The 24,202-nt window shown below is 68.0% G+C and carries 27 protein-coding genes; 22 read left to right on the top strand and 5 right to left on the bottom strand.

Annotated features, from left to right (window positions below):
* The first annotated feature begins 607 nt into the window (after window positions 1–607).
* The 4 genes from AC3WJI_RS04475 to AC3WJI_RS04460 all read left to right on the top strand — a co-directional run bounded on the left by AC3WJI_RS04475 (window position 608) and on the right by AC3WJI_RS04460 (window position 4,146).
* Window positions 608–1,552, top strand: a complete 945-nt coding sequence (locus tag AC3WJI_RS04475; RefSeq protein WP_492756046.1) for an ArdC family protein — start codon at window positions 608–610, stop codon at window positions 1,550–1,552.
* Window positions 1,549–1,947: a DUF2958 domain-containing protein gene (locus tag AC3WJI_RS04470; RefSeq protein ID WP_492756045.1), complete on the top strand. Its 399-nt coding sequence runs from the start codon at window positions 1,549–1,551 to the stop codon at window positions 1,945–1,947. The genes AC3WJI_RS04475 and AC3WJI_RS04470 overlap by 4 nt, the downstream gene beginning before the upstream one ends.
* A 101-nt stretch (window positions 1,948–2,048) precedes the next feature.
* Window positions 2,049–3,848 (top strand): ParB/RepB/Spo0J family partition protein, encoded by a 1,800-nt coding sequence (locus tag AC3WJI_RS04465; protein ID WP_492756044.1) that lies wholly within the window; start codon window positions 2,049–2,051, stop codon window positions 3,846–3,848.
* Window positions 3,849–3,990: 142 nt separating this feature from the next.
* Window positions 3,991–4,146, top strand: coding sequence for a hypothetical protein (locus tag AC3WJI_RS04460; RefSeq protein WP_492756043.1), 156 nt, complete (start codon window positions 3,991–3,993; stop codon window positions 4,144–4,146).
* A gap of 54 nt (window positions 4,147–4,200) precedes the next feature.
* Here AC3WJI_RS04460 and AC3WJI_RS04455 read toward each other — a convergent pair whose 3' ends face one another.
* A complete protein-coding gene (locus AC3WJI_RS04455) occupies window positions 4,201–4,419 on the bottom strand; it encodes a hypothetical protein (protein ID WP_492756042.1) in 219 nt (72 codons plus the stop codon).
* Window positions 4,420–4,802: 383 nt separating this feature from the next.
* Here AC3WJI_RS04455 and AC3WJI_RS04450 point away from each other — a divergent pair, with 383 nt between their 5' ends.
* The 10 genes from AC3WJI_RS04450 to AC3WJI_RS04405 all read left to right on the top strand — a co-directional run bounded on the left by AC3WJI_RS04450 (window position 4,803) and on the right by AC3WJI_RS04405 (window position 13,635).
* Window positions 4,803–5,102, top strand: a complete 300-nt coding sequence (locus AC3WJI_RS04450; RefSeq protein ID WP_492756041.1) for a DUF736 domain-containing protein — start codon at window positions 4,803–4,805, stop codon at window positions 5,100–5,102.
* A 141-nt stretch (window positions 5,103–5,243) separates the two neighbouring features.
* A complete protein-coding gene (locus AC3WJI_RS04445) occupies window positions 5,244–5,471 on the top strand; it encodes a helix-turn-helix domain-containing protein (protein WP_492756040.1) in 228 nt (75 codons plus the stop codon).
* Complete coding sequence (locus AC3WJI_RS04440) at window positions 5,468–6,046, top strand: S26 family signal peptidase (RefSeq protein WP_492756039.1); 579 nt, start codon at window positions 5,468–5,470, stop codon at window positions 6,044–6,046. The genes AC3WJI_RS04445 and AC3WJI_RS04440 overlap by 4 nt, the downstream gene beginning before the upstream one ends.
* Window positions 6,034–6,630: a lytic transglycosylase domain-containing protein gene (locus AC3WJI_RS04435; protein WP_492756038.1), complete on the top strand. Its 597-nt coding sequence runs from the start codon at window positions 6,034–6,036 to the stop codon at window positions 6,628–6,630. Before AC3WJI_RS04440 ends, AC3WJI_RS04435 begins: the two co-directional genes overlap by 13 nt.
* Window positions 6,631–6,848: 218 nt before the next feature.
* On the top strand, window positions 6,849–7,205 hold the full coding sequence (locus tag AC3WJI_RS04430) for a hypothetical protein (RefSeq protein WP_492756037.1): 357 nt from the start codon (window positions 6,849–6,851) through the stop codon (window positions 7,203–7,205).
* Between the two features lie 255 nt (window positions 7,206–7,460).
* Window positions 7,461–9,425 carry a relaxase/mobilization nuclease RlxS gene (gene rlxS, locus AC3WJI_RS04425; RefSeq protein ID WP_492756036.1) on the top strand — a complete coding sequence of 655 codons (1,965 nt, stop codon included), beginning with the start codon at window positions 7,461–7,463 and terminating at the stop codon, window positions 9,423–9,425.
* A gap of 422 nt (window positions 9,426–9,847) precedes the next feature.
* On the top strand, window positions 9,848–10,519 hold the full coding sequence (locus AC3WJI_RS04420; RefSeq protein ID WP_492756035.1) for a DUF6088 family protein: 672 nt from the start codon (window positions 9,848–9,850) through the stop codon (window positions 10,517–10,519).
* Complete coding sequence (locus tag AC3WJI_RS04415) at window positions 10,516–11,556, top strand: nucleotidyl transferase AbiEii/AbiGii toxin family protein (RefSeq protein ID WP_492756034.1); 1,041 nt, start codon at window positions 10,516–10,518, stop codon at window positions 11,554–11,556. The genes AC3WJI_RS04420 and AC3WJI_RS04415 overlap by 4 nt, the downstream gene beginning before the upstream one ends.
* Window positions 11,557–11,754: 198 nt before the next feature.
* The gene (locus AC3WJI_RS04410) at window positions 11,755–11,946 is read left to right on the top strand and encodes a hypothetical protein (RefSeq protein WP_492756033.1); all 192 of its coding nucleotides are present in this window, start codon (window positions 11,755–11,757) and stop codon (window positions 11,944–11,946) included.
* Between the two features lie 18 nt (window positions 11,947–11,964).
* On the top strand, window positions 11,965–13,635 hold the full coding sequence (locus AC3WJI_RS04405) for a hypothetical protein (RefSeq protein WP_492756032.1): 1,671 nt from the start codon (window positions 11,965–11,967) through the stop codon (window positions 13,633–13,635).
* Here the strand turns inward: AC3WJI_RS04405 and AC3WJI_RS04400 are convergent.
* From AC3WJI_RS04400 to AC3WJI_RS04385, 4 genes are read right to left on the bottom strand one after another with little or no spacing between them, the layout of a single operon-like run.
* A complete protein-coding gene (locus AC3WJI_RS04400; RefSeq protein WP_492756031.1) occupies window positions 13,621–14,517 on the bottom strand; it encodes a HesA/MoeB/ThiF family protein in 897 nt (298 codons plus the stop codon). The genes AC3WJI_RS04405 and AC3WJI_RS04400 overlap by 15 nt on opposite strands.
* Window positions 14,514–15,023 (bottom strand): hypothetical protein, encoded by a 510-nt coding sequence (locus AC3WJI_RS04395; RefSeq protein WP_492756030.1) that lies wholly within the window; start codon window positions 15,021–15,023, stop codon window positions 14,514–14,516. Before AC3WJI_RS04395 ends, AC3WJI_RS04400 begins: the two co-directional genes overlap by 4 nt.
* Window positions 15,020–15,349, bottom strand: coding sequence for a hypothetical protein (locus AC3WJI_RS04390; protein WP_492756029.1), 330 nt, complete (start codon window positions 15,347–15,349; stop codon window positions 15,020–15,022). The genes AC3WJI_RS04395 and AC3WJI_RS04390 overlap by 4 nt, the downstream gene beginning before the upstream one ends.
* Window positions 15,346–16,023: a multiubiquitin domain-containing protein gene (locus AC3WJI_RS04385; RefSeq protein ID WP_492756028.1), complete on the bottom strand. Its 678-nt coding sequence runs from the start codon at window positions 16,021–16,023 to the stop codon at window positions 15,346–15,348. The genes AC3WJI_RS04390 and AC3WJI_RS04385 overlap by 4 nt, the downstream gene beginning before the upstream one ends.
* A gap of 119 nt (window positions 16,024–16,142) precedes the next feature.
* Between AC3WJI_RS04385 and AC3WJI_RS04380 the strand changes: the two genes are divergently transcribed.
* The 8 genes from AC3WJI_RS04380 (at window position 16,143) to trbJ (ending at window position 24,120) form a co-directional block, all read left to right on the top strand.
* Window positions 16,143–16,496 carry a helix-turn-helix domain-containing protein gene (locus AC3WJI_RS04380; protein ID WP_492756027.1) on the top strand — a complete coding sequence of 118 codons (354 nt, stop codon included), beginning with the start codon at window positions 16,143–16,145 and terminating at the stop codon, window positions 16,494–16,496.
* A 440-nt stretch (window positions 16,497–16,936) separates the two neighbouring features.
* Window positions 16,937–18,958: a conjugal transfer protein TraG gene (locus tag AC3WJI_RS04375; RefSeq protein WP_492756026.1), complete on the top strand. Its 2,022-nt coding sequence runs from the start codon at window positions 16,937–16,939 to the stop codon at window positions 18,956–18,958.
* Window position 18,959: 1 nt separating this feature from the next.
* Window positions 18,960–19,361, top strand: a complete 402-nt coding sequence (locus tag AC3WJI_RS04370) for a CopG family transcriptional regulator (protein ID WP_492756025.1) — start codon at window positions 18,960–18,962, stop codon at window positions 19,359–19,361.
* A complete protein-coding gene (gene trbB / locus AC3WJI_RS04365; RefSeq protein WP_492756024.1) occupies window positions 19,358–20,344 on the top strand; it encodes a P-type conjugative transfer ATPase TrbB in 987 nt (328 codons plus the stop codon). Before AC3WJI_RS04370 ends, trbB begins: the two co-directional genes overlap by 4 nt.
* 2 nt (window positions 20,345–20,346) lie before the next feature.
* Entirely contained in the window at window positions 20,347–20,673 is a 327-nt protein-coding gene (locus AC3WJI_RS04360) for a TrbC/VirB2 family type IV secretion system protein (RefSeq protein WP_492756023.1), read from the top strand.
* Window positions 20,670–20,942: a VirB3 family type IV secretion system protein gene (locus AC3WJI_RS04355; RefSeq protein WP_280279463.1), complete on the top strand. Its 273-nt coding sequence runs from the start codon at window positions 20,670–20,672 to the stop codon at window positions 20,940–20,942. The genes AC3WJI_RS04360 and AC3WJI_RS04355 overlap by 4 nt, the downstream gene beginning before the upstream one ends.
* Window positions 20,936–23,374, top strand: coding sequence for a conjugal transfer protein TrbE (gene trbE, locus AC3WJI_RS04350; RefSeq protein WP_492756022.1), 2,439 nt, complete (start codon window positions 20,936–20,938; stop codon window positions 23,372–23,374). The genes AC3WJI_RS04355 and trbE overlap by 7 nt, the downstream gene beginning before the upstream one ends.
* A 5-nt stretch (window positions 23,375–23,379) precedes the next feature.
* The gene (gene trbJ, locus AC3WJI_RS04345; protein WP_492756021.1) at window positions 23,380–24,120 is read left to right on the top strand and encodes a P-type conjugative transfer protein TrbJ; all 741 of its coding nucleotides are present in this window, start codon (window positions 23,380–23,382) and stop codon (window positions 24,118–24,120) included.
* The last annotated feature ends 82 nt before the right edge of the window (window positions 24,121–24,202 follow it).

Here is a 24,202-nt window from a genome sequence, read left to right as displayed (position 1 = left end):
TCGGGGCGGTGTCCGTGGTGCTTGCTGGGGTTTCCGGGTCAACAGAGCGCGTGGGCAGAAGCTCCACTGATGGCGCCTCGCGCCGCGATGCCATCGGGTTGCGCGCGGCTTCTGCGGTGCGCGCACTGCCGCTGCAGGCAGCGGACAGAGTTCGCGTCTCTTCGTTGGCCGCGCAGGCACACTTGCCTTGGACCGGGGGACGCGACGGCGGCTGGCGCACATGGCTGCGCGCGCACGCCGCCGCGCCTGCGGTGTCAGCAAGAGTGCGTTCTTGTCGTTTGCATCGCGTTGCTGCGACCGCGCTCTACGGCGCTTCGCGCCGCCGGGCCGCGGTGCGTCCCGGCCTGGCGGTGACGATCGCTGGCGCTTGTTGATGCGGTCGGCGCGCTCGCGCGCCGGCGCTGCCGGGCCGGTCCCGGTCAGCGGGATGGTCGTCGCGCCCTTCTAGGCCCGCTCGGGCGGGGCGCAACCCGGGCGCTGCCCGGGTCCTCCACTTGCGTTCCTGCCTGCGGTGCACCCCGCCCCTGGTCGCGGGCCTTTTCGGGCTTCCTCGCCGCCCACCCCGCTTTCCGGGGCCGGGTGCGGTTTTTTTTGAGGAGGACGGGCCGTGGGCAAGGATCGTCGGCGTCTGGCGCCGGGAGAGGTGGACGGGGGCGCGGCTCGCGCCTCGCTCTATGACGAGGTGACCGCGCGGGTCATCGCCGAGTTGGAGGCCGGGCGCTTCCCATGGGTGCAGCCTTGGGACAGCGCCGCCGCCGCGCCGGGCCTGCCGCGCAACGCCGCCTCGAACCGCGCCTATTCGGGGATCAACGTCCTAATCCTGTGGGGCGAGGTCATCGCGCGGGGCTATGCCTCGCAGGGCTGGCTGACCTTCAAGCAGGCGGTCGACGCGGGCGGGTGCGTCCGCAAGGGCGAGCATGGCGTCGGCGTCGTCTATGCCGACAAGTTCACGCCCGAGGCCGAGAAGGAGCGCGTGGCGGCCGAGGGCGGCGCGGCGCGCGCCGTGCCTTTCCTCAAGGGCTTCACCGTGTTCAACGTCGCGCAGTGCGCCGGCCTGCCCGAGCGGATGCTGGCGCGCGCCGCGCCGCTTCCCGAGCGCGAAGTCGTGCCCGTCGCCGAGGCGCTGATCGAAGCGACCTGCGCCGACTTCCGGATCGGCGGAGCCGAGGCCTATTATGCGCCGGGCGGAGACTATGTCCGGGTGCCGCCGCAGCCCGCCTTCCGGCACCAGATCGATTATTACCGCACCGCGCTCCACGAACTTGGCCACTGGACCGGGCATGCCTCGCGTCTGGCGCGCGACCTGTCCAACCCGTTCGGCAGCGCGGGCTATGCGCGCGAGGAACTGGTAGCCGAGCTTGCCTCGGCCTTCCTGTGCGCCGCGCTCGGGATCGTGCCGAGCGTTCGTCATGCAGACTATCTCGGCTCTTGGCTCGCCGTGCTTCGCGCCGACAATCGCGCGATCTTCCGCGCCGCCAGCCTCGCGACAAAGGCCGCCGACTATCTGCTCGCCTTTCAGACCGAGGCTCCTGCGATGGAGGCGGCGGCATGATGCTCCTGACCCCCGAACTGCGCGCGGCGCTCCGCGCGCAATATCGCAGCGACGCCGCCGACAAGCGCCCGCTGGTCAAGCTGTTCAACCCGCTCTCCGATGCGACATGGCTGGCAAGCGAGCTGGCCGAGGACGGCGACGCGCTGTTCGGGCTCGCGGACCTCGGTTTCGGCTGCCCGGAACTGGGCTGGTTCTCGATTTCCGAGATCGAGTCGGTGCGCCTTCCCTTTGGGCTCCGCATCGAGCGCGACCTCGCTTTCGCGACCAATGTGTCGCTGTCCGACTGGGCGGCATGGGCGCGCAAGGCTGGGTCGATACTCTGGGCCGAGACGCTGCTGCGCCGCGCGAGCGACACCGCATCCGGCTTGGCCGACCGGTTTCCGCCGCCCGGGTGACGGCGGGAAAGGCGCGCGGCGCGCCTTTCGCCGCAATCCCGAAAACCGGTCCCGCGCACTTCTCACGATACACGGGGCCGGCGCTCACAAGGAGCAGGCACATGAAACTCCAATTCATCGAAATCGACAAGCTCTATGTCGACAAGGCGAACATGCGCTTCGCCAAGCGCCCGCTAGATGTCGCCGACATCCTGCCGAGCGTGCGCAAGCGCGGCATCCTCCAGACCCTGATCGTCCGTCCCGGTGAGGAGGATCGGTTCGGCATCCTCGCCGGAGCCCGACGCTTCCGCGCCGGGCAGATCATCGCCGGGGAGCGCGCCGGCGAAGGCGAGGAGGCGCCCGAGCCGTTCGTCTTTCCGTGCGCGATCCTCGAAGACGGAGACGATGCCGCCGCCGTCGAGGCCTCGCTGATCGAGAACATGGCGCGGCTCGACCCCGACGAGGTGACGCGCTGGGAAACCTTCGTCCGGCTGGTCAAGGAAGGCCAGTCCCCGGAGGAAATCGCCGACACGTTCGCGCTGCCGGTGCTGGCGGTGCGGCGCACGCTGGCGCTCGGCAACCTCCTGCCGCGCATCCGCGACCTGTACCGCCACGACAAGATCGACGCCTCGACAGTGCGCCACCTCACGCTTGCCAGCAAGGCGCGGCAGAAGGACTGGCTGGTGCTGTGGGATGCGCCCGATACGCATTGCCCGACCGGCTGGCAGCTGCGCGGGTGGCTGTTCGGCGGGCAGGCGATCTGCGCGTCCTATGCGCTGTTCGACGTCGATACTTGCCGGCTGGCGCTGGTCGCCGACCTGTTCAACGAGCGGCGCTATATCGGCGATGCCGACGCCTTCTGGACGGCACAGAACGAAGCGATCGAGGCGCGTCGCGCCGCCTATCTGGAAGCGGGCTGGACCGGCGTCGAGATCATCGGCCCGGCAGAGCAGTTCCAGCAGTGGGAACATCAGAAGGCGCCCAAGCGCAAGGGCGGGCGCGTCTATATCGACGTGCGCGCGAGCGGCGAGGTCGTGTTCCACGAGGGCTACCTGACCGCCAAGGAAGCCAAGCGAATCGAGCGCGGCGAGGCGCCCGAGGCGACCCAGCCCAACCCGGTTCGGCCCGAGATCACCGGGCCGATGCAGACCTATATCGACCTGCATCGCCATGCCGCCGTGCGCGCCGCGCTGCTCACCCGGCCCAAGGTGGCGCTCCGGCTGATGGTCGCGCATGTCATCGCTGGCTCGCACCTCTGGCGGGTCGATCCCGAGCCGCAACAGGCTCGCAACGACGCCACCGCCGAGTCGGTCGAGACCTGTCGCGGCGAGACTCTGTTCGACGCCAAGCGGCGCAAGCTACTGGCCGCGCTCGGTTTCGATCCCGACACGGGGGCCATCTGCAAGGGGCGTGTCGAGGGCGCCGAGGGGGACCGCCTCACCGCGATCTTCCTAGCGCTGCTCGACCTGCCCGACCGGGTGGTGATGGACGTCATCGCGGTGCTGATCGGCGAGACGATGGCCGCCGGGAGTCCGGCGGTCGAGGCGGTCGGGCTCGAGCTGGGCGTCGATATGGCGCGCTGGTGGCAGGCGGATGCCGCCCTTTTCGAGCTGGTCCGCGACAAGGAGGTGCTGACCTGCATCGTCGCCGAAGTGGCGGGCAACATCGTCGCCAGCGCCAATACCGGCGAGAAGAGCGCGACGCTCAAGAAGATCGTCACCGATCATCTCGGCGGCGTCGGTGGCCGCGCCAAGGTCGAGCAGTGGGTGCCGCGCTGGATGGCCTTCCCGCCCTCGGCCTACACCACGCGCGGCGGCGTCGGCACGGTGGTCAGCGCAGCCAAGGTGGAGGCGGCGCGACCCGCGCCGGTCCCCGAGCCCCAGCCCGAACCGGTGCCCGAGCCGCAGCCGCTCGCGGCCTGAACCCTTGCGGGGCGGCACTGCCGCCCCGCACCCTTTTCGCCGCGCGCCCTGGCTCCGCCTGGGCGCGCGGAGCGTTTTGATCCCTCCCGCTGGTGCTGGTATGAACTCGCGTGACGACTCACCAAAGCATCGGAGGCGCATCGTGAACGGCTGGGATCGCGACTATTACGAGCGGCGGCGCGTCGCAGCCCTTGCCAAGGCGGACAGAGCCAGGACGCCGATGATCGCGAAACTCCATCTTCAATTCGCCGCCCACTATGCCAGCCTGCTGGCCGGCGAGTCTGCACTGCCGCGATAATCCACCCGCCTGCGACGATCCGCGCTCCGCGCGGGCGCGTCGAAGGGTCTGCCGTCATCCGTGCGCGGTGCGCCGGATCACCTTCTTGGTCGCACCGCATAGCGACCAGGCGTCGATCCTGCGCTCGAACCCGCCCTGGCCGGCGAGCTCGCGGGTCTTGATGTTCGCGTGCTGGCGGACGCTCAGGCCGAGCCGCTCGGCGATGCAATCGTCGCACACCGGCTCCGGCGACAGCCGCTCGATCAGTGCCCGGACCTGGTCCAATACCGTCATGTCATTCCCCCTGGACCCGACTTCATAGCCTGCACGGGGGCAGTGCGCAGCCGGGCTGCGGCGAGCCGAACGGTCGCGGAACGGCGCGCCAGGGTGGGCAGGCTGCATTCCCGTATCCACCCGGCAACCGCATGCGGCCTCTTTCACGATGGCGGTCTGGCACCGCGCGGCCTTGGCCAGCAACGGCGTCGCCGACTTTCTTCCCCGGCTTGGAGCTTCGCCCCGGCGCCTTCCTCGCGAGGCAAGAAAGCCGGCTTTGGCCGCCCTTCGCTTTCGCTGCGGCCCGGCCCTGCGGGGCCGGGTGCATGGCGGCCGCTGGCGGTGCCGCCTCGACGCCATCGAGGCCGCACTGGCGCGGCTTCGTGGGAACGAGGAGACTATTCATGGCCACCATCGGCAGCTTCACCCGCGACGACTCCGGCGTGTTCACCGGCACCATCCGGACCCTGACGCTCAACGTGAAGGCGAGCATCCGCCCCGCGAGCAAGGACAATGAGAAGGCGCCCGACTACCGGGTCATGAACTCGGGCAATGTCGAGTTCGGCGCCGGCTGGACCAAGACCTCGCGCGAGGACCGGCCCTATGTCTCGGTCAAGCTCGACGATCCGTCGCTGCCCGCTCCGATCTACGCGACCCTGGTCGAGGGCGAGCAGGGCACGCACAATCTGATCTGGTCGCGCTGAGCCCCTTGCGTCCCGCGCCGCCCCCGCGCGGGACGCCGTCCTTGGGGGTGTCGAAATCGCGGGGGTCGGTTTTCGACACTCCTCGCGGGATGCCCCGCTTGTCATCTCCGGTGCCATTCGAGGCCCGCGAGGACGCACGGCATGGACAGCGACGATATCCAGCGGGCAGCCGGCGCGCGGCGCGGCTCGCCCTTCCTCAATACCGAGCAGGCGGCGGCCTATCTCGCGCTCTCCAGCCGCCAGTTGAAGCGGATGCGCGTGCGCGGCGACGGCCCGGTGTTCCGCCGGCACAGCCGCTACGTCCAATATCATGTCGACGATCTCGACGCCTGGAGCCGCGGGCATAGCGCGCGCGGAATCCGGCCATGAACCGGCACCGCCAGCGCGGCGACGCGCCGCTGCTCGCTTGGGGCGAAGCGCGTCATGCCCGTCGCCAGCGCGAACTCCGCCAACTGCGCCTGGGCATTCTCGGCGGTGCCGCGCTGGTCCTGCTGGCGGTGCCGCCGATCTATGGACCTGCGCCGCGACTGGTTTGGAATGCCAGCGCCAGCGCGCCGATCGGGCTCTACTGGGTATGGCCGGGCGACGCGCCGGCGCGCGGCGAGATGGCGATCGCCTGGGCGCCGTCACGCTGGCGCGCGCTTGCCGCCGAGCGCCATTATCTCCCCGCCAATGTCCCGCTGGTGAAGCGCGTGGCCGCCGCACGCGACGACCTGGTCTGCGCGTCCCGGTCCGAGGTCTCGGTCAATGGCGTGCGCGTCGCGACCCGCCTGCCACGCGATCCGAGCGGCCGCGCTTTGCCCTGGTGGCAGGGCTGCCGCCGGCTGCTCGCCCGCGAATATCTGCTGCTGACGGATGCGCCGGGATCGTTCGACGGGCGCTATTTCGGGATCAGCGCGGGCCATGACCTGGTCGGCCGGGCGAGACTGATATGGCGGCGCTGAGCCTTGTGCTCGCCGGCGCACTGGCTCTGGCCGATCCGGCCAATGGGGTGTCGCGCTGGTCGGCCGATATCGACGCGGCCGTGGCACGATGCGGCGTCCCCCGCGACTGGATCGCGCGCGTGATGCACGCCGAGAGCGCAGGACGAACGACGCTCGACGGACAGCCGATCCGCAGTCCCAAGGGCGCGACCGGACTGATGCAGCTGATGCCCGCTACTTGGGACGAGTTGCGGCCCGACCTCGGCCTTGGCGACGATCCCGATCTGCCCGCCGACAATATCGTCGCGGGCGCCTGCTATCTGCGGCGCATGTACGACCGCTTCGGCTATCCCGGGCTGTTCGCGGCGTACAATGCCGGGCCGGCGCGCTACGCCGCGTGGCTTGCCGGTGAGGCGAATTTGCCGGCCGAGACCATGGCCTATCTGCGGCGCGTCACTGGTGCTGCGCCAGCGCCACTCGAGGTAGCGACCAGACTGCCGGAGACATTGTTCCTGGTTCGTCGGGAGGCGCCCGCACCGGGCACCACGGTCCCAACGGCAAGCGAGGCGCCGGCGATATTCGTGCTTCGCCGCGAGGTGCCGTGACGTGGCGAGGTGGGAGGGCTCGTCGTGAAGTCCCAGCATGACGGGCGGCAAAGCGGCCCTCAAGGCCCATGGGTGCCCCCCAATTTGCTGCGCAAATCGGTTCCCCCATGTCCGCTTCGCGGCGCCTGCGCGTTCGCTCCGGCGGCCCTGACCGCCGCTTCGCCGTCCGTCTTCGAGACGCTGTCCTCGATGGTGAGGACCGCAAGCGGAGACTGATCATGGCACAGCTTCTATCCATCTCGGACGCGGCCGATCGCGTGATGGCGGCACTGGTCTCGGGGCTCGAGATCGAGTTCGGACGGCAGGCGGGCGCGGCGCTCGCGCAGCGTTTCCTCGATGCCGAGGAGGCCGATTTCTTCTGGGATGCTCGGGCCGAGGAACGCTGGCTGGGCGGCTATCTAGGCGGCGAGGATGGCGAAATCGAGCTCGACCGGGTGCGGATTCTCGGGCGGATCGACGGGCGCTGGTTCGTCGCGGTGATGCTCGTCGACGGCGATGGCGAAGCGCACGGGATGCTCGGCAAGCGCAGCTTCGGACGCGCGGAGCAGGCGCGAACGGCGTTCGCGGATGCGTGAAATCCGCCTCGGATCGGGCCGGGATGCGCTGCGGCACGGGCAGCGTGTCCCGGCTCTCTTTTTGCGCCGGGTGGGAGGCAGGCAGGAGAGACAGGGAAAACAAGATAAAGGCAGTGTCTCGCGATCCTGCTCAAGTGACTGTCTGCACATCCTTTTTTCGGGAGACTTGCTCGCGGCGGCGCGAGACAGGCTTCGTGGGAATGACGGAAATCCGCGGTTTCCTGTGTATTTCTGCGAGACTCCGCGAGGCCGGCGGTGAGCGACGACGAGTTCACGCCGAAGCTGGGCAAGCCCGGCGCCAGGGACGGCAAGCGCCTCGTCAAATATGGCGGCCGCGTGCTCGCCGCCGCGCGCCTCGCGGGCAGCAAGACGGGCGTGCGGGCGCGGCGCTTCGATGGCAGCCGGATCGGCCGCGGCGCGAGCATCGGCCGGCTGCTGTCGAGCCGCGACCGGTTCGCCGGGGCCCGGGCGCGGCGCGCGATGGTCAAGGTGCGGCTGGTACGGATGGCCGGCACCGGCCTCGCGGCGGCGCGCGCGCATCTGCGCTACATCCAGCGCGACGGCGTGACGCGCGAGGGCGCTCCCGGCGAGCTCTACGGGCGCGACGTCGACACCGCCGACCGCAAGGCGTTCCTCGATCGCTGTGCCGGCGACCGCCACCAGTTCCGCTTCATCGTGTCGGCCGAGGATGGCGCCGAATATCCCGACCTCAAGCCCTATGTCCGCCGGCTGATGGCGCAGGCCGAGCACGACCTCGGCACCCGGCTAGACTGGGTCGCGGTCGACCATTTCAACACCGACAATCCGCACACCCACATCATGCTGCGCGGCGTCGACGACCAGGGCCAGAACCTCGTCATCGCCCGCGAATATATCGCGCACGGGCTGCGCGAGCGCGCTGCCGAGCTCGCCACGCTCGATCTGGGCCCGCGCACCGACCGCGAAATCCAGGACCGACTGCGCCGGGATGTCGAGCAGGAGCGCCTGACCGCGATCGACCGCCGGCTCATTCGCCGGATGGATGCCGGCCGCATCACCGGCCCCGCGCACAACGATCCGTTCCAACAGGCCGTCGCCACCGGCCGCCTGCGCAAGCTGGGGGCGATGGGACTGGCCGAAGATCTGGGCAACGGGCGCTGGCGGCTCGCCGACGGCCTGGAGGAGACGCTGCGCCGCATGGGTGAGCGCGGTGACATCATCCGGCTGATGCAGCGCGAACTGACCGCGCGCCGGCTTGAGCGGGCGCAGGCCGACCGGATCATCGAGGGCGAGCTGCGGGAGCCGGTCGTGGGACGCGTCCTCCGGCGCGGCTTCTCGGACGAGCATCGCGACCGCCACTATCTGCTCGTCGACGGGATCGACGGTCGGGCGCACTATCTCGATATCGGCCGCGCCGCAGCCTCGGAACCGACCCCGGAAGGCGCCATCGTCCGGGTGGCGCCACGGACGGCGGAGGTCCGTGAGGTCGACCGGGCCGTCGCCGCGATCGCCAAGGCGCATGGCGGACGCTATTCGGTCGCGCTCCATCTCGAGCACGACCCGCAGGCCAGCCGGGCCTTTGCCGAAGCGCATATCCGCCGCCTCGAGGCGATGCGCCGGGCGGGCGTGGCCGAGCGGCGGCCGGACGGGAACTGGGCCATCGCCGACGACCATGTCGAGCGGGCCGCCGCCTTTGAGGCGCGGCAGCTTCGCGACCGGCCCGTCGCAATCGAGACGCTGTCTGCGGTTCCGCTGGACGGGCTGCCGGCCGCCGAGGCCGCGACTTGGCTCGACCGCAGCCTGGCCGGCGAGGAGCCGGTCGTGGCGCGCGATGCCGGGTTCGGGCGCGAGGTGCGCACGGCGCTCGCGGCGCGGCGACAATGGCTCGTCGAGCAGGGGCTCGCCGACCCCGAGGGCGAAGGTGTCGCCAAGCTGCGGCGCGGGGTGCTTGCGGCGCTGCAACGGCGCGAGCTGCTCCAGGTCGCGGGCGCGTTGCGCGAGGATCTCGGCAAGGCGTTCGTCGAGCTCGGTCAGGGCCAGCGGATTGAGGGTCGGCTGACGCGACAGGTCGAGCTTGCCAGTGGGCGCTATGCGCTGGTGGAGCGCAGCCGCGAGTTCACGCTCGTGCCGTGGAGGCCTGCGCTTGCGCGCCAGCTGGGCAAGCCGGTCGCCGGCGTAATGCGGTCCGATGGAATCAGCTGGCAGTTCGGCCGGAGTCGTGCCGGACCCCAAATCCCTTGACTGTCGCGACCGCTTCGCGCCCCACTAGCGGCCGTTCAGCCGACCTTGGCAGTTTGCCGAAAGCTGTCGTTTGTTCATCTAACCCTACGTGACAGCTGGACGGCGGACTTATCTTCGTTGGCGGGGTTGCTGGAATCTAACCCGGGGGCATCGATTGCAAATCGCTTTTCCTGTGTGAGCATGTGGCAGGTCTCAACTGCTGAACATAGGATGGTCTGGCTTGTTCGAAATATACCTGCAGAGTCGGACTGTGGGGGTGAGGCCCCTTATGCCCTAAGGGAGGGCTGTCCGAAACTTGCTGCATCGTTCGGACGATCGTGTCCGATGCATGGTACGTGCTTTGGACAGGTCCGTCCGAAGTAAGTTACAAGTTTCGGACAAAAAAGATTGACTCTGTCCGAAGCTTGCTGCATTTTTCGGACATGGCACGGAGGTCTAGGGCGACCGATGACGATGTGGCAGGTAAGATCATGCGCCGGGTGAAGCGAAAGCCCGCCAATGCGTGGACGCCCGCAGACTTCGTCGACATCGGCAATCGCCAAGTCATCGACAAGACTCTCCAACGCCTCACCGCGGCCGGTGAGCTGCGCCGGATCGATCGCGGCCTTTACGACCTACCCGATTTCAATTCGCTGACCGGCAAGCCCAAAGTCCCTGATTATCGGGCGGTGATCGATGCGGTCATGCGCCGCGACCAAGCGCGCATGGTGGTCGATGGTATGACCGCCGCCAATGATCTGGGTCTGACCACTGCCGTGCCGGCCAAGGTGGAAGTGCTGATCGACGCCCGGCTCAGCCCGATCCGTCTCGGTAATCAGGAGATCACTTTCAAGCATGCCGCGCCGAGCAGGCTCTACTGGGCAGGCCGTCCCGCCATGCGGATTGTCCAGGCCTTGCACTGGCTGAAGGACGTGATCGAGCGCAATGACGACGAGGGCGCGCGCGTCCACGCCGCGCTAGCCCGTATTCTGAGCGATCCACGCCACGGCGCCAAGATGCGCAAGGACCTGAAAAACGGCCTCTCCGCGCTTCCGATCTGGATGCAGGATTTCGTCCGTGACCTGCTGGTAGCACCGGCGAAGGCGGCAGCATGAGCGCTGCCGGTTATCAGCAGGTGATCGCGGCAAAGGAAAGCGACCGCCGAGACCTTTTTCTCACGACTGCCAGCCGGCTCGGCACGCCGGTCGGCAATGTCGAGAAGGATTTCTGGGTCTGCTGGACGCTGGACCAGCTCTATCATACACGCACCGCCGACCAGCCGCGCCTGTTGTTCAAGGGCGGCACATCGCTTTCCAAGGCGTATGGCCTGATCCGCCGCTTTTCCGAGGATATCGACGTCACGGTCTATCGCGACGACCTTGGTGAGGCGGCCAGCGTCGAAGAGCTTGACCAGCTCTCGAACAAAAAGCGCCAGGCCCGGCTCGATGCGATCCGCGATGCTTGCAGCAGCTACATCACCGGCCCGCTCAAGGACGAACTTTCCGCCCGGCTTGCCGATGCGAGTGGCGGCACCGGCAGGATCGAGATCGATCCGGAGGATCGCGACCGCCAGACCCTGCTGGTCTGGTACCCCTCGGTCGAGCATGCGCCCGATGGCTATATCAAGCCCGCGGTGCGCATCGAATCCGGGGCGAAATCGGCGCTCGATCCAAACGCCCCGGCGACGATCGTACCCTATGTCGCCGAAGACGTGGCGGACCTCGATCTCGCGGTGGCCGGCGTCACCACGATCATTGCGGAGCGGACCTTCTGGGACAAGGTCGTGATCGCCCATGGCCTGCGCCGCTGGTTCGAACGGCGCAGCCAGCTCCGTAACGAAGGCCAGCGTATCTCGCGCCATTATTACGACCTGCATTGCCTAGCGGCGAGCGCACCGGGCACCGCCGCGATGGCCGATGCCGCGCTCGGTGCGGATTGTGTCCGGCACGCGCGCATGTTCTTCAACCGGCCCGACTTTGACCTCGCTTCGGCGTCGCAGGGAAGCTTCGCGCTTGTGCCGGTCGATGGCATGCGCGAGGCGCTGCGCCGCGATTATGACGCAACGCAGGCGATGATCTTCGGCGCCGCACCGCGGTTCGACGACATCATCGCCTCGGTTGAAGGCATCGAAAAAACGGTGAACGGCAAATGATCCATGCCGGCCACAAACCGGAAGCAAATGTACGCGACTATTGGCGCACAACCTTTGCTGGCGGGCCGGCCAAATGGCCCGCGCCAGGATTCAGTCAAAACAAATCTTCATTGCCTGAAGAAGTAACGTTTCGTAGCGATAGCGAATCGAAGCGCCCCGCCGTCCTGGCGGGGCGCTGTCGTTTCGCGAGGAGGGCCGATGAGCAATGGTATCAAGCAACTCGCGCAGAACAAATCGGGCCGGGTAGTGATCTCCGAACCCAAGGAGATCGCGCTCTATTCGATCCGGCCGTCGCAAAAGGCGATCGACCGGATCGAGAAGCTGGAACGGCTGACCGTCGAAGCGGAACAGCGCCTGGGCAATTTCGTCGTCGGCACGACGGAGCGCTGACGCGGCACCAGCACCACGATGCAGGCGGAAATTCACCTTGGCGGCCTCCAGACCGACGATGACTGGGTCGATCTTGTCGATCTGATCCGCGGTAAAGACCAGAAGCTTCTCGAAAATCTCCTGGCAGAATTTGAAAAGGCAGGCGCCGGCGGTTTCCTGCTCGAAGGCGCCTATATCGATCGCGACTTCTCTGCCGCCTATGCTTCTTTCTACTCGACGCTGTTCGAGCCCTATCTGAAATATTGCCGCCGGCTGCATTTCTTCCGCGCCGATCTCTCGCATATCGCGGCGATCACCGACGCCGAGGCGATCGCCTATGAGATCGAACGGCAGAAAGAGGATTATCTCGGCTTCATCGTCCTACGCCCGGTGCAACATGCCCCGGTCGGTTCAGCGGTGATCGCCGCCAAGGCGCTCGACGAAGACGACAATGTCCAGATCGATGTCCGCGCCGATCACCCTGTCCATGTCCTTGGTGCCGATCTGAAGGTCAACGGCTTTGCGCTGACCCAGCAGGACAGCCGGGTCGGTGCCTGCGCCCAGGCCGCGATCTGGATGGCGGGCCGCCATTTCTACCGCGATCATGGCGGGCCGTGGTTCTCGATGAGCGACATCAACGAAGCGGCGCTCAAATTTACCGATCAGTTCGTGTCCCGCTCGATCCCGGCGGGATCGGACTTCCTGCGCCCTGACAATATGCTGCGCGCTCTGCGCGCCATGGATCGGCATCCGGTTTTCACTCCCGCGGATCGGCGGGATCTGGGCAGCTTTGCCGATGTGATCGGGCGGTATCTCGATTCCGGCATCCCGGTGCTTATCGGGCTGGGAACGCCGGGCGATCTTACCGCGGTCGGCCATGCCGTCGTCGCAATCGGGCGGGTGATGCGCGAACGCGGCGACGCGGAGCTGCCCGATTATCCGACCGCCGCTGAACTGATCTCCCACCTTATCGTCGCCGATGACCAGCGCGGGCCCGCTTGTCTGTTGCCGGTCCATGAAGCGGATCGCAGCGATGCCTATCCCTGGACGCTGGAGAAGAATGGCGTCCATTCGATCACGCCGCTGCCCAACAAGGTGTTCATGACCGGCGAAGCTGCCGAGACGATCAGCCGCAGCCTGGTTGAGCAATGTTTCGAGCGGATCGAGGAGTATAGCGCGCTTGCCCGTGCGCGCGCGGACGATGGCGGCGAAGATCTCCAGGATGCCAAATCGGTCGATCCGTCCTTCTACGCCGTTGCGCCGCAACGGCTGGTGGCGCGGACCTATCTCACCCATGGCTGGCGCTACAAGGGGCGCGCGCTGCGCAACCGCTTGCCGGACGTGTTCAAATATGAGCTGCTGAGCAAGCAGCTTCCCCGCTATGTCTGGGTTACCGAATATTCGCTGCCCGACGATCTGCGCGGGTTCGACCACTGCCAGCGCAAGGTGCGCGCGCATGTCGTCGTCGATGCGACCGGCTACAAGCATGGCGACAGCAATCTTGTCGTGCAGGTGCCTGGCGTCGCGATGTTCACGACCTTCGATGCGAACAATCCGATCGCCACCCGCGGCCTGATCTTTCGCGCGACCAACGAAGCGGAGCCGTTCCTGCCCAAGGTCAGGGGCTGGGACGATTTCGATCAATGCGCGGTACCCGCACCACCGGACGAACCCGGCCCAGCCCAGCCCGGCGGGTCAGAGCAAGCCTAGCCAGTGCAGCACGCGGCGCCACCAGCTGGCCGGCGCAGCATCCCCTTCATTCGATTGCGGCTCTACCGCCGCCGCCTGGCAATTGCGGATGTCGAACAGCGGATCGCCCGTTTCGTTGCCGCGATAGTGGCGGCACGGCGTGTCGCCGATGGCGTGCAGCCGGTTGCTGGTCGCGACTTGCTGGCGGTTACCGTCATATTCGAGATAGGCGCTGCCAAGCGGGTGCTTCAGCCAGGGCGTCAGCAATTGCATCGTCAGGCCCACCGCCAGCGATGCCAGCACACCATTTGGCCAGACGACCTGCGGCTTGCCGCCGGCTGCGCCATAGGTCTGCGCCTCCGCTTCGAGACGGGCTTCGGTGAGGATGCCGAGGCACCACAGGCACGCGCAACCCGGCATCGACAGCACGACCTGGCCGCCAATCGAGAAATGCTCGCCGACCGCATGCACGTCCATGCCCATGTCGATATAGGGGATCAGCAACCGGCGGCAGAACGCTTCGAGCTCCGCGCGCTCCGCGAAGGAATCGACGCCGCCGATGATGATATCGCACTCGGCAAGCGCAGCCGTTGCATCCTGCCATTTGCAGCGCAGTGCACGAAGCCGCGGCCGATCGACCAGATTGCGCACCATGCGCGCGGCAATGTCCGCCTTGGCGCGGCAGGCCGTCACATCGTCGAGCGTACCACCGATCAGCCGGTTGAGATTGGTGTCCTCGATGATGTCGGGATCGACAGCGACAATGCCGGCGATGCCGATATGGGCGAGCTGCTGGATGACATGCGAACCGCCGCCGCCCAGGCCGACGATCCCGATAGTGACCCGGGCGAGGCGCGCATCGCTGTCCGCGCCGAGAAAGCTTTGCCGGTCATAGCGGCTCATCGTGCATCTCCTTCGAGCCAAAGCGGGGCGCCGACCGCGGTGAAGCGCGTGATCTGGTGCGGGCCGTCGGTGCGCGACAGCCAGAGGTCGCCGCGCATCTGATCATGGCTGAGCAGCAGCGCGCCGTGTGGCGCATGCGCGGCGACGTTGAAAAAGTCGGGTATGAACTTCGCGTTCTCGCGATTGTCGATACCGCTGAACGCCGGCGTTCCGACATGCTCATGGACATGCACGTGCAGCGCGACGGTGCGGGTCTTGTAGCTGCGTTCGAGCGCCGCGCGGATCGCCGCTGAATTCATCATCGCGCCGACGCTGCGGTCCTGCGCATAATGATCATCGGCGACGGGATGGTAGTCCTGGGCGAGCAGCATCAGGCTGCCCGTGCCGAGGCGCGACACCCCGGCGCTGACCCAGCCCACCCGCTCATAGGCGAAAGGATGGGGCCGGGCGAGGTCGCTGCGGATCATGTCGAGCAGCGTGCTGCGGATCTTGAAATGGATGCTCATCGGAATGCCGCCAGATGGTTGGCAAGGATGCTGGTCCAGGCTTGCTCGGCGAGGATATGGTTCCACGACCAGGTGAACCATTTGCGGGTGAACAGATTGTGCTCGGTCCAGTTTGCGAGCGGCCCGGCTATCGCTGCGCTCAGGAACAGCCGGGTCTTGTAGCCGCCATGCTCGTGGGGACAGAGCAGCGCGTCGCGCGTGACGGGGCCGCTGCGCGTCGCGATGACCAGCCCCGGCATATGCACGAAAGTCAGCCCGCCCTGAACCAGCGGCGCCGCATCCGGGTAGATGGCCCGGATGCGCTCGACTTCCTCCGCCGCGTTCACGACGAACCGCCCTGGCGGACATGGCTGACGAACTTCGCCTTGGCGACGACGTGAATCGTCTCGCCCGGGGCCAGGGTGTGGAAGCTGCCGGCCTTGTCTACCCAGTCGAGGTCGAGATCGGCGGCGACGCCGAGGGCTTCCTTGAGCGTCTCGGTGGTATAGTCGCCGGCGCGGATCTTGACCTTGACGCCGTTGAGCTCGACGGTGACCAGCCGCGGTTCCTGGGAGCGTTCCGTGGTGTAGAAGCGCTCGGTCTCGGCCCCCGTCAGGCTGATCGTCTCATCGGCCTCAACCAGATCGTCCTTGCCGCCCTTGGGGTCGTAGAAGACGTCACGGTCGTCGGCGATACGGGCGAGCGCCCGCAGATCCGCACCGGTGATGGTGTCGTTGCCATAGGGGTAGCGCCGCCCGTCGACGATGACGAAGAAGAGGCGATCGGCACGGGCGGTGGTGAACTCCTCGGCGCCATCGGCGCGCAGGCTGATATCTTCGGACAGGTTGATGTCCTCCAGCATGCCGTCGGGCTGGCGGAGGAACAGCAGATGCTCGTCGACCGGGTAGCGCCCGGCCGCTTCGAGCAGATCGCGGCCCTTGAGCAGCGGGTCGGCAAAGCTGTGATCGATGCCGTCGATGGTGACGGCGAAGCGCTTCACGCGCGAGACTCCGGTGGTCATTTCCCAGGTACTCCAGGTGAGGCGCTTGCCTCGTTGACGAAAACGCCATATCTAGGATGGCGATAACGCACAGATAGGAGTAATAGCGTTTATGTCAACTATTTCATCGCGAATTCGCCATGTCTGAGGACGCAAATGTTGCGGACGCCTTCCGCGCCCGACTGGCAAGTGCCCGGGACGCAAGGGAAATCAGCCAAGGCGAGCTGGCAAAAAAAGCGGGTTTACCGGCCAGCTCGATCTCGCATTTCGAAGGCGGCGGGCGAAAGCCGTCGTTCGACAATCTCAATCGGCTTGCTGACGCCCTCAATGTCACGACCGACTATCTGCTCGGCCGCAGCAGCGATGTCGGAACCTCGGCGGCGGTGCAGAAGCTGAGCCGTCACCTCGACAAGCTCAACGCCTATGACCTCGATATCGCTGAACGTTTCATCGAAGTGCTTGCGAGCAAAGGCGAGGATCCGTCCAAAGACTAATGATAGCGCGTTCCACTGGCTCGCCAAGCGGGGTGTGCCGAAGGTCCAGCCGCGCACCTTAGGGAAAGACCACGCCTGACCGGAGGTCGAGACCCCCCGCTCGAGAGCTATGGACGCGGGACCGCTTGGGCTGAGTTGTGGCTCGGCCCGTACCTGCCATAAACCGAGATGAACGAACGTTTGAATTCTAGACGCGGCACAGGTGTCGCTAATGGCGGACTATAAGTCTTAGCGGGCTCGTCGGGCCAGCTGAACGAGTGTCCGGTCCCGCGTCGGCCGGCTAAAAGCGGCCAGTCTGCAAGCGGCCCAATTGAAGACAGGGGTCCGAATGGCACCAGCGAGGCACCTTGAGTCACCAGCGAAGACCTGATGCCGGTTTGAAAATAGAGCGAGTCTTGAGGCCGAGCCCCGGACATTGAGTCGCGCGGGCGGAGGCCCGCATGACACCGACAAAGCTCCTCCTTGGCCAGATGCTGGTTGTCGCCGCGATCGTCGTGGCGGGCATCTGGTTCGCGACCCAGTGGGCGGCGGCGGCGCTGGCCTACCAGCCCGAACTCGGCACGCCATGGTTCAGGCTCGGCGCAACGCCGGTCTACGCGCCTTGGTCGATCTTCCCCTGGTGGTTTCATTTCGATGCCTATGCCCCGGTCGTCTTCGACGAGGCCGGCGCGATCGCGGCTGCGGGCGGTCTGCTCGGCTGCGGCGCGGCGGTGGCCGGATCGGTCTGGCGGGCGCGGCAGCAGCGCAACGTCACGACCTACGGGTCGGCACGCTGGGCGGGCCCGCGCGACATCCGCGCTGCCGGCTTGAGCGCGGACGCCGGCGTGTTCCTCGGCCGCGCCGCCGCGCACTATCTCCGCCATGACGGGCCAGAGCACGTCATGGCCTTTGCCCCGACGCGCTCGGGAAAGGGCGTCGGCCTCGTCGTGCCGACGCTGCTCGGCTGGACGGGCTCTACCGTCGTCCACGACATCAAGGGCGAGAACTGGCAACTGACTGCCGGCTGGCGGTCGCGCTTCTCGCATTGCCTGCTCTTCAATCCGACCGACGCGCGCTCGGCGCGGTACAACCCGCTGCTCGAGGTTCGCCGCGGCGCCGACGAGGTCCGCGACGTCCAGAACGTCGCCGACATCCTAGTCGATCCGGAAGGCGCGCTGGAACGTCGCAGCCATTGGGAGAAGACCAGCCATTCGCTGCTGGTCGGCGCGATCCTCCACATCCTCTACGCCGAGGAGGAGAAGACGCTAGCCCGCGTCGCGACCTTCCTCTCCGATCCGGAGCGCCCGTTCGTCGCGACGCTGCGCGCGATGATGACGACCAATCATCTCGGCACCGAGGAGATGCCGCTGGTGCATCCCGTCGTCGCCTCGGCGGCACGCGAGGTGCTCAACAAGTCCGACAACGAGCGCTCGGGCGTGCTGTCGACCGCGATGTCGTTCCTGGGCCTCTACCGCGATCCGACCGTCGCCGCGGTCACGGCGGCGTCCGACTGGCGGGTCGAGGACCTGGTCGCCGCACGGCATCCGGTGTCGCTCTACCTGGTCGTGCCGCCCTCGGACATCAGCCGCACCAAGCCGCTGATCCGCCTCGTGCTCAACCAGATCGGCCGGCGCCTGACCGAGCAGCTGCACGCGGCAGGCGCTCCGGGGCGCCACAGGCTGCTGATGATGCTGGACGAGTTCCCGGCACTCGGCCGCCTTGAATTCTTCGAGACCAGCCTGGCCTTCCTCGCCGGCTATGGCGTCCGCGCCTTCCTGATCGCGCAGAGCCTCAACCAGATCGAGAAGGCGTATGGCGAGCACAACGCCATCCTCGACAATTGCCATGTCCGCGTCGCCTTCGCGACGAACGACGAGCGGACGGCCAAGCGGATCTCCGACGCGCTGGGCACCGCGACCGAGCAGCGCGCCATGCGCAACTATGCCGGTCATCGCCTCGCGCCCTGGCTCGCGCACGTCATGGTCAGCCGCCAGGAGACTGCCCGCGCGCTGCTGACGCCCGGCGAGGTCATGCAGCTGCCGCCAACCGACGAAGTGGTGCTGGTCGCCGGCTATCCGCCGGTCCGCGCCCGGAAGCTGCGCTACTTCGAGGATGCGCAGTTCAAGACGCGCGTGCTGCCGCCCCCGACGCTCGGGCGCGGCAGGGCAGCCGACCTGCCGCCCCACCGCGCCCATGACTGGCAGGACCGGGTCCGCCCGGTCGATGCGCGGCTCGCCGAGGCTGCACCCGAAGACGAGGAGGAAGCCGGCGGTCTCGAGCAGGCGCGCCATCCCGCCCAGGAAATCGGCGCCGCCGCACCCGTCGACCTGGCGCCCGCTGACCCGCTCGGGCTGGGCGAGGACGAGAGTGACCCTGCCGCCGACAAGCGCGCGATGGATCAGGCCGCGACCGGTACCGCGCGGCGCGCCTATGCGCTGGACATGGCCGACAAGCGGCCCGGCAATCTCGAGCTGGACTTCTGAGATGGCCGAGCGCGTCCGCCATCAGCTCTTCCTTCCGAAGCCGGTTAGCGACCGTCTCGAGGCGCTCGCCGCAGCACCCGGCGCGACCAAGTCCGCGATCCTCGCCGACGCGGTGACCGCCTGGCTCAACCGCCGGGGCACGTCGGAGCTGGAGGATCGCTTCGCACTGCGCCTCGACCGAATGTCCAATGCGCTGGGCCGCATCGAGCGCGATGGCCATGTCGCGCTCGAGACGCTCGCGCTGTTCATCCGCTTCGAACTCTCGATCCAGGCACCGCTCGCCGAGAACGACGTGGCGGGCCGCGCACTCGCGCGCGAGCGCTTCGAGGCGTTCGTGACACAGGTCGGACGCGCCGTCGCGACCGGCAAGCGCACGCTCCTCCCCGGAGAGGAAGAGCGATGAGCGAGATCCTCTCCTCCGACCGCCGACGCGCGATGCTGCGCACCGCGATGGGGCCCGACATCGCCTCGGCGCTAGCCGATCCACTGGTGGTCGAGGTCATGGTCAATCCCGACGGGTCGCTGCGCCTCGACCGGCTCGGCGAAGGCCGGATCGACACGGGCGTCGTCCTGGAGGCATCGCAGGTCGAGCGGATCGTCCGGCTGGTCGCGAGCCATGCCCGTGCCGAAGTCCATGCGGCGCAGCCGATCATTTCTGCCGAGCTGCCGCCGTATCTCGATGGCCGAGCCGGCGAACGCTTCGAAGGCGTGCTGCCGCCGGTCTCGACCGGCCCCTGCTTCTCGATCCGCAAGCCTGCCCAGCGTCTCTACACGCTGGACGACTATGCGGCGGACGGGAACATGTCCGCCGCGGTGGCGGATACGCTCAGGGCGGCGGTCACCCAGCGGTTCAACATCCTCATCGCCGGCGGGACGAGCTCGGGCAAGACGACGCTCGCCAACGCGCTCCTTGCCGAGATGCGCTGGGTGGATGCCCGCGTCATCCTGATCGAGGATACGCGCGAGTTGCAGAGCCCGGCGCCGGACACGGTGGCGCTGCGCACCCGCCCGGGAATCGTGTCGATGACCGACCTGGTGCGCTCGACGCTGCGCCTCCGACCGGACCGGATCATCGTCGGCGAGGTTCGCGGGCCCGAGGCGCTCGACATGCTCAAGGCCTGGAACACCGGGCACCCCGGCGGGATCGCGACCGTCCACGCCAACTCGGCCGAGGCCGCGCTCTACCGCGTCGAGCAGCTCGTCCAGGAAGCGGTCGTCACCGTGCCCCGCCGCCTCGTTGCCGAGGCGATCGACCTCGTCGTCTTCATCGCCGGACGCGGTGCCCACCGCTCGGTCGACGCGATCGCGCGCGTCGCCGGCGTCGATCCCGATTCGGGCGCCTACGCGCTCGCCCCCTTCCATCTCGCCACCAGCCAAGGAGCCTGACCATGAAGACCATGAACCTGCCCGCCAAGCCGCGCCTGCTGCCCGGCGCTGCCCTTGCTATCCTCGCCGCCGGCCAGGCCTATGCGTCCGGAACCGGCATGCCGTGGGAGGAGCCGCTCCAGCAGGTGCTGGAGTCGGTCCAGGGCCCGGTCGCCAAGATCGTCGCGGTGATCATCATCATCGTGACCGGCCTGACGCTGGCGTTCGGCGAGACGGCCGGCGGCTTCCGCCGGCTCATCCAGATCATCTTCGGGCTGTCGATCGCTTTCGCGGCCTCGAGCTTCTTCCTGTCCTTCTTCTCGTTTGGCGGCGGGACGCTGCTGGCATGATCGGGGACGGCCAGCATCTCGACGGGTTCGAGGCGCCGCTGCACCGGTCGCTCGCCGAGCCGATCCTGCTCGGTGGCGCGCCGCGCGCCATCGCGATCGTCAACGGCACCGTCGCCGCCGCGCTGGGCCTGGGACTCCAGCAATGGATCGCGGGCGTGCTGGTCTGGGCGGTCGGGCACACCATCGCGGTCTTCGCCGCGAAGCGCGACCCGGACTTCGCTCCGGTGCTCGCGCGCCACCTGCGGCAGCGGGGATATCTCGCATGCTGAACCTGCGCGAATATCGGAGTCGCGCCGACCGCCTGGCCGATCATCTCCCCTGGGCCGCGCTGGTCGCGCCCGGCGTGATTCTCAACAAGGACGGCAGCTTCCAGCGCACGCTGCGCTTCCGCGGCCCCGACCTCGAATCGGCGACCGAGGCCGAGCTGGTCTCCGCCTGCGCGCGCGCCAACAATGTGCTCAAGCGCTTCGGCTCGGGCTGGGCGCTGCACATCGAGGCCGAGCGCCGCGAGGCGCCGGGCTATCCGGCGAGCGACTTCCCGGACGCGGCATCCTGGCTGGTCGACGAGGAACGGCGCGCGTCGTTCGAGGCGGCGGGTGCTCATTTCGAGAGCCGCTACCATCTCACCCTGACTTTCCTGCCGCCGCCCGATCAGGCGGACAGCGCGGGCCGAGCGCTGGTCGAGCGTGCCGATGCGCCGCAGGGCCGCGACTGGCGCCAGGCGCTGGCCGGGTTCGTCGCGGAGACCGATAGCGCGCTCGACCTGTTCTCGGGCTTCATGCCGGAGATCGCAGCGCTCGACGACGCGGAGACGCTGGCATTTCTACATGGCACCATCTCGACGCGACGCCACTGCGTGCGCGTGCCCGAGACGCCGATGTATCTCGACGGGCTGCTCGCCGACACGCCGTTGACCGGGGGGCTCGAGCCGATGCTCGGGTCGCTGCACCTGCGCACGCTGACCATTCTCGGCTTTCCCGGCCTCAGCCGGCCCGGGATCCTCGATGCCCTCAACCACCAGGACTTCGGCTTTCGCTGGGTCACGCGGTTCATTGCGCTCGACAAGACCGACGCGACCAGGGCGCTGACCCGGCTGCGCCGCCAATGGTTCAACAAGCGCAAGTCGGTCACCGCGATGCTGCGTGAGGTGATCTACAACCAGCCGGTCCAGCTGCTCGACAGCGACGCCGACAACAAGACCGCCGACGCCGATCTCGCGCTCCAGGCGCTGGGCGGCGACCAGGTCGCCTTCGGCTACCTCACTACGACGATCACCGTCGCCGACGAGGATCGGGCCCGCGTCGAGGACAAGGTCCGCGCGGTCGAGCGGATCGTCAACGGGCTCGGCTTCACCTGCATCCGCGAGGGGCTGAACGCGGTCGAGGCCTGGCTCTCGAGCCTGCCCGGGCAGGCCTATGCCAATGTCCGCCAGCCGCTCGTCCATACGCTCAATCTCGCGCACCTGATGCCGCTGTCGAGCGTCTGGGCGGGACCTGCGCGCAACCGGCACCTCGACGGGCCGCCGCTCCTCCATGCCGAGACCAGCGGGTCGACTCCGTTCCGGCTCTCGACCCATGTCGGCGATGTCGGGCACATGATGATCGTCGGGCCGACCGGTGCCGGCAAGTCGGTCCTGCTCGCGCTGATCGCGCTCCAGTTTCGCCGCTATCCGGGGAGCCAGCTCTACCTCTTCGACATGGGCCGCTCGGCGCGCGCGGCCACGCTGGCGATGGGCGGTGCGCATCACGGGCTCGGGCTCGGCGGCGACGCCGGCGATATGATCGCGTTCCAGCCGCTCGCCGGGATCGCCGACGCCGGCGAGCGTGCCTGGGCGGCAGAATGGATCGCCGCGCTGCTCGCGCACGAGAGGGTCGTGGTCACGCCGGAGGTGAAGGAAGCCGTCTGGTCGGCGCTGACCAGCCTGTCGAGTGCCCCCATTGAGGAGCGGACGCTCACTGGCCTCTCGCTGCTGCTCCAGTCGATGGCGCTCCGCTCGGCGCTCGCGCCCTATACGCTCGAAGGCCCGTTCGGCCGGCTGCTCGACGCGGCCGAGGACGATCTGCACATGGCGGACGTCCAGTGCTTCGAGACCGAGGCACTCATGGGCGCCGGCAGCGTGGTCGCGCCCGTCCTGACCTATCTCTTCCACCGGCTCGAGGCGCGGTTCACCGGACGCCCGACATTGCTGATCCTCGACGAAGCCTGGAAGTTCCTCGATCACCCGCTGTTCGCCGCGCGCATCCGCGAGTGGCTGAAGACGCTGCGCAAGAAGAATGTCGCGGTGATCTTCGCGAGCCAGAGCCTCGCCGACATCGCCGACAGCGGCATCGCGCCGGCCATCATCGAGAGCTGCCCGCAGCGCATCCTGCTGCCCAATGCCGCGGCGATCGAGCCGCAGGGACGCGCGACCTATCAGCGGTTCGGGCTCAACGACCGGCAGATCGAGCTCGTCAGCCGCGCGACGCCCAAGCGGCATTATTACCTCCAGTCCGCCGCCGGCAACCGCCTCTTCGAGCTGGGCCTCGGGCCGGTCGCGCTCGCGCTGTGCGGCGCCTCCGATCCAGCCACGCAGGCGTGCATCGACGCGCTGCTCGCTGAGCATGGTCCGGCCGGATTCGCCTCGCGCTTCCTCGATGAGACCGGTCTCGACTGGGCCGCGGCGCTGCTCGCCCAATTCCCCGATTCCCAAGCGAAGGAGTAGAAGTGATGCGTATCCTCACCCGCAAGAACCTGATCGCAACGGCGCTGGGCTTGGGCGCCTTGGGCTCGCTGACGATGGGCTTCGCGACCAGCGCGCACGCGCAGATCACGGTGTTCGACCCCAGCAACTACAGCCAGACCGTCCTGACCGCGGCGCGCACGCTTCAGCAGGTCAACAACCAGATCCAGTCGCTCCAGAACGAGGCGCAGATGCTGCTCCGGCTGGACAGGAACCTGAAGGGCATCGCCTTTCCGCAGCTCCAGGCGCTGCTCGACAAGCTCGACGGCATCGACCGGCTCATGAAGCAGGCCCAGAGCGTCGACTTCGAGGTGGACCAGCTCGAGGCCAGGCTGAAGTCGCTCTATCCGCGCAGCTTCGATCCCGGCTCTACACGCGACCAGCGGCTGCAGGCGGCCCGGGAGCGCTACGACGCGAGCACCGATGCGCTGCGCCGGACGATGACCGTCCAGAGCGGCATCGTGCAGCAGGCGCGTGAGGATGCCGAGGCGCTGGCCGAGATCGCGGCGCGCAGCCAGGGCGCGGAAGGCGCGCTCGCCGTCGGCCAGGCGACCAACCAGCTGCTCGCGCTCACCGCCAAGCAGGGCATGGCCCTCCAGCAGATGATGGCCGCGCAGTTCCGCGCCGACGCGCTCGAGAAGCAGCGTCAGCTGACCGAGTCCGAGGCATCGCGCGCCGCGACGCGCAAGTTCCTCGGCACCGGCACCGCCTACACGCCCCAGCGATAGCGAGACCGGCCGCGGCGGACCAAGCCCCCTGCCGCCGCGGTCGCAGCCCGCGGGGCCCTGGCCAACCGCTCCCCCTGGCCGG

The sequence above is a fragment of the Sphingomonas sp. FW306-1B-B10E genome, from assembly GCF_058782005.1.
This window is presented reverse-complemented; position numbering and strand designations above follow the sequence as displayed.

Coding starts and splice junctions, on each gene's coding strand:
- AC3WJI_RS04455 (WP_492756042.1), bottom strand. CDS start 4,419: ATGACGGTATTGGACCAGGTCCGGGCACTGATCGAGCGGCTGTCGCCG.
- trbB (WP_492756024.1), top strand. CDS start 19,358: ATGAGCGAGATCCTCTCCTCCGACCGCCGACGCGCGATGCTGCGCACC.
- AC3WJI_RS04410 (WP_492756033.1), top strand. CDS start 11,755: ATGAGCAATGGTATCAAGCAACTCGCGCAGAACAAATCGGGCCGGGTA.
- AC3WJI_RS04360 (WP_492756023.1), top strand. CDS start 20,347: ATGAAGACCATGAACCTGCCCGCCAAGCCGCGCCTGCTGCCCGGCGCT.
- AC3WJI_RS04385 (WP_492756028.1), bottom strand. CDS start 16,023: ATGACCACCGGAGTCTCGCGCGTGAAGCGCTTCGCCGTCACCATCGAC.
- AC3WJI_RS04370 (WP_492756025.1), top strand. CDS start 18,960: ATGGCCGAGCGCGTCCGCCATCAGCTCTTCCTTCCGAAGCCGGTTAGC.
- AC3WJI_RS04470 (WP_492756045.1), top strand. CDS start 1,549: ATGATGCTCCTGACCCCCGAACTGCGCGCGGCGCTCCGCGCGCAATAT.
- AC3WJI_RS04420 (WP_492756035.1), top strand. CDS start 9,848: ATGGCACGGAGGTCTAGGGCGACCGATGACGATGTGGCAGGTAAGATC.
- trbE (WP_492756022.1), top strand. CDS start 20,936: ATGCTGAACCTGCGCGAATATCGGAGTCGCGCCGACCGCCTGGCCGAT.
- AC3WJI_RS04440 (WP_492756039.1), top strand. CDS start 5,468: ATGAACCGGCACCGCCAGCGCGGCGACGCGCCGCTGCTCGCTTGGGGC.
- AC3WJI_RS04430 (WP_492756037.1), top strand. CDS start 6,849: ATGGCACAGCTTCTATCCATCTCGGACGCGGCCGATCGCGTGATGGCG.
- AC3WJI_RS04380 (WP_492756027.1), top strand. CDS start 16,143: ATGTCTGAGGACGCAAATGTTGCGGACGCCTTCCGCGCCCGACTGGCA.
- AC3WJI_RS04405 (WP_492756032.1), top strand. CDS start 11,965: ATGCAGGCGGAAATTCACCTTGGCGGCCTCCAGACCGACGATGACTGG.
- AC3WJI_RS04465 (WP_492756044.1), top strand. CDS start 2,049: ATGAAACTCCAATTCATCGAAATCGACAAGCTCTATGTCGACAAGGCG.
- AC3WJI_RS04450 (WP_492756041.1), top strand. CDS start 4,803: ATGGCCACCATCGGCAGCTTCACCCGCGACGACTCCGGCGTGTTCACC.
- AC3WJI_RS04435 (WP_492756038.1), top strand. CDS start 6,034: ATGGCGGCGCTGAGCCTTGTGCTCGCCGGCGCACTGGCTCTGGCCGAT.
- AC3WJI_RS04400 (WP_492756031.1), bottom strand. CDS start 14,517: ATGAGCCGCTATGACCGGCAAAGCTTTCTCGGCGCGGACAGCGATGCG.
- AC3WJI_RS04415 (WP_492756034.1), top strand. CDS start 10,516: ATGAGCGCTGCCGGTTATCAGCAGGTGATCGCGGCAAAGGAAAGCGAC.
- AC3WJI_RS04355 (WP_280279463.1), top strand. CDS start 20,670: ATGATCGGGGACGGCCAGCATCTCGACGGGTTCGAGGCGCCGCTGCAC.
- AC3WJI_RS04445 (WP_492756040.1), top strand. CDS start 5,244: ATGGACAGCGACGATATCCAGCGGGCAGCCGGCGCGCGGCGCGGCTCG.
- AC3WJI_RS04375 (WP_492756026.1), top strand. CDS start 16,937: ATGACACCGACAAAGCTCCTCCTTGGCCAGATGCTGGTTGTCGCCGCG.
- trbJ (WP_492756021.1), top strand. CDS start 23,380: ATGCGTATCCTCACCCGCAAGAACCTGATCGCAACGGCGCTGGGCTTG.
- AC3WJI_RS04395 (WP_492756030.1), bottom strand. CDS start 15,023: ATGAGCATCCATTTCAAGATCCGCAGCACGCTGCTCGACATGATCCGC.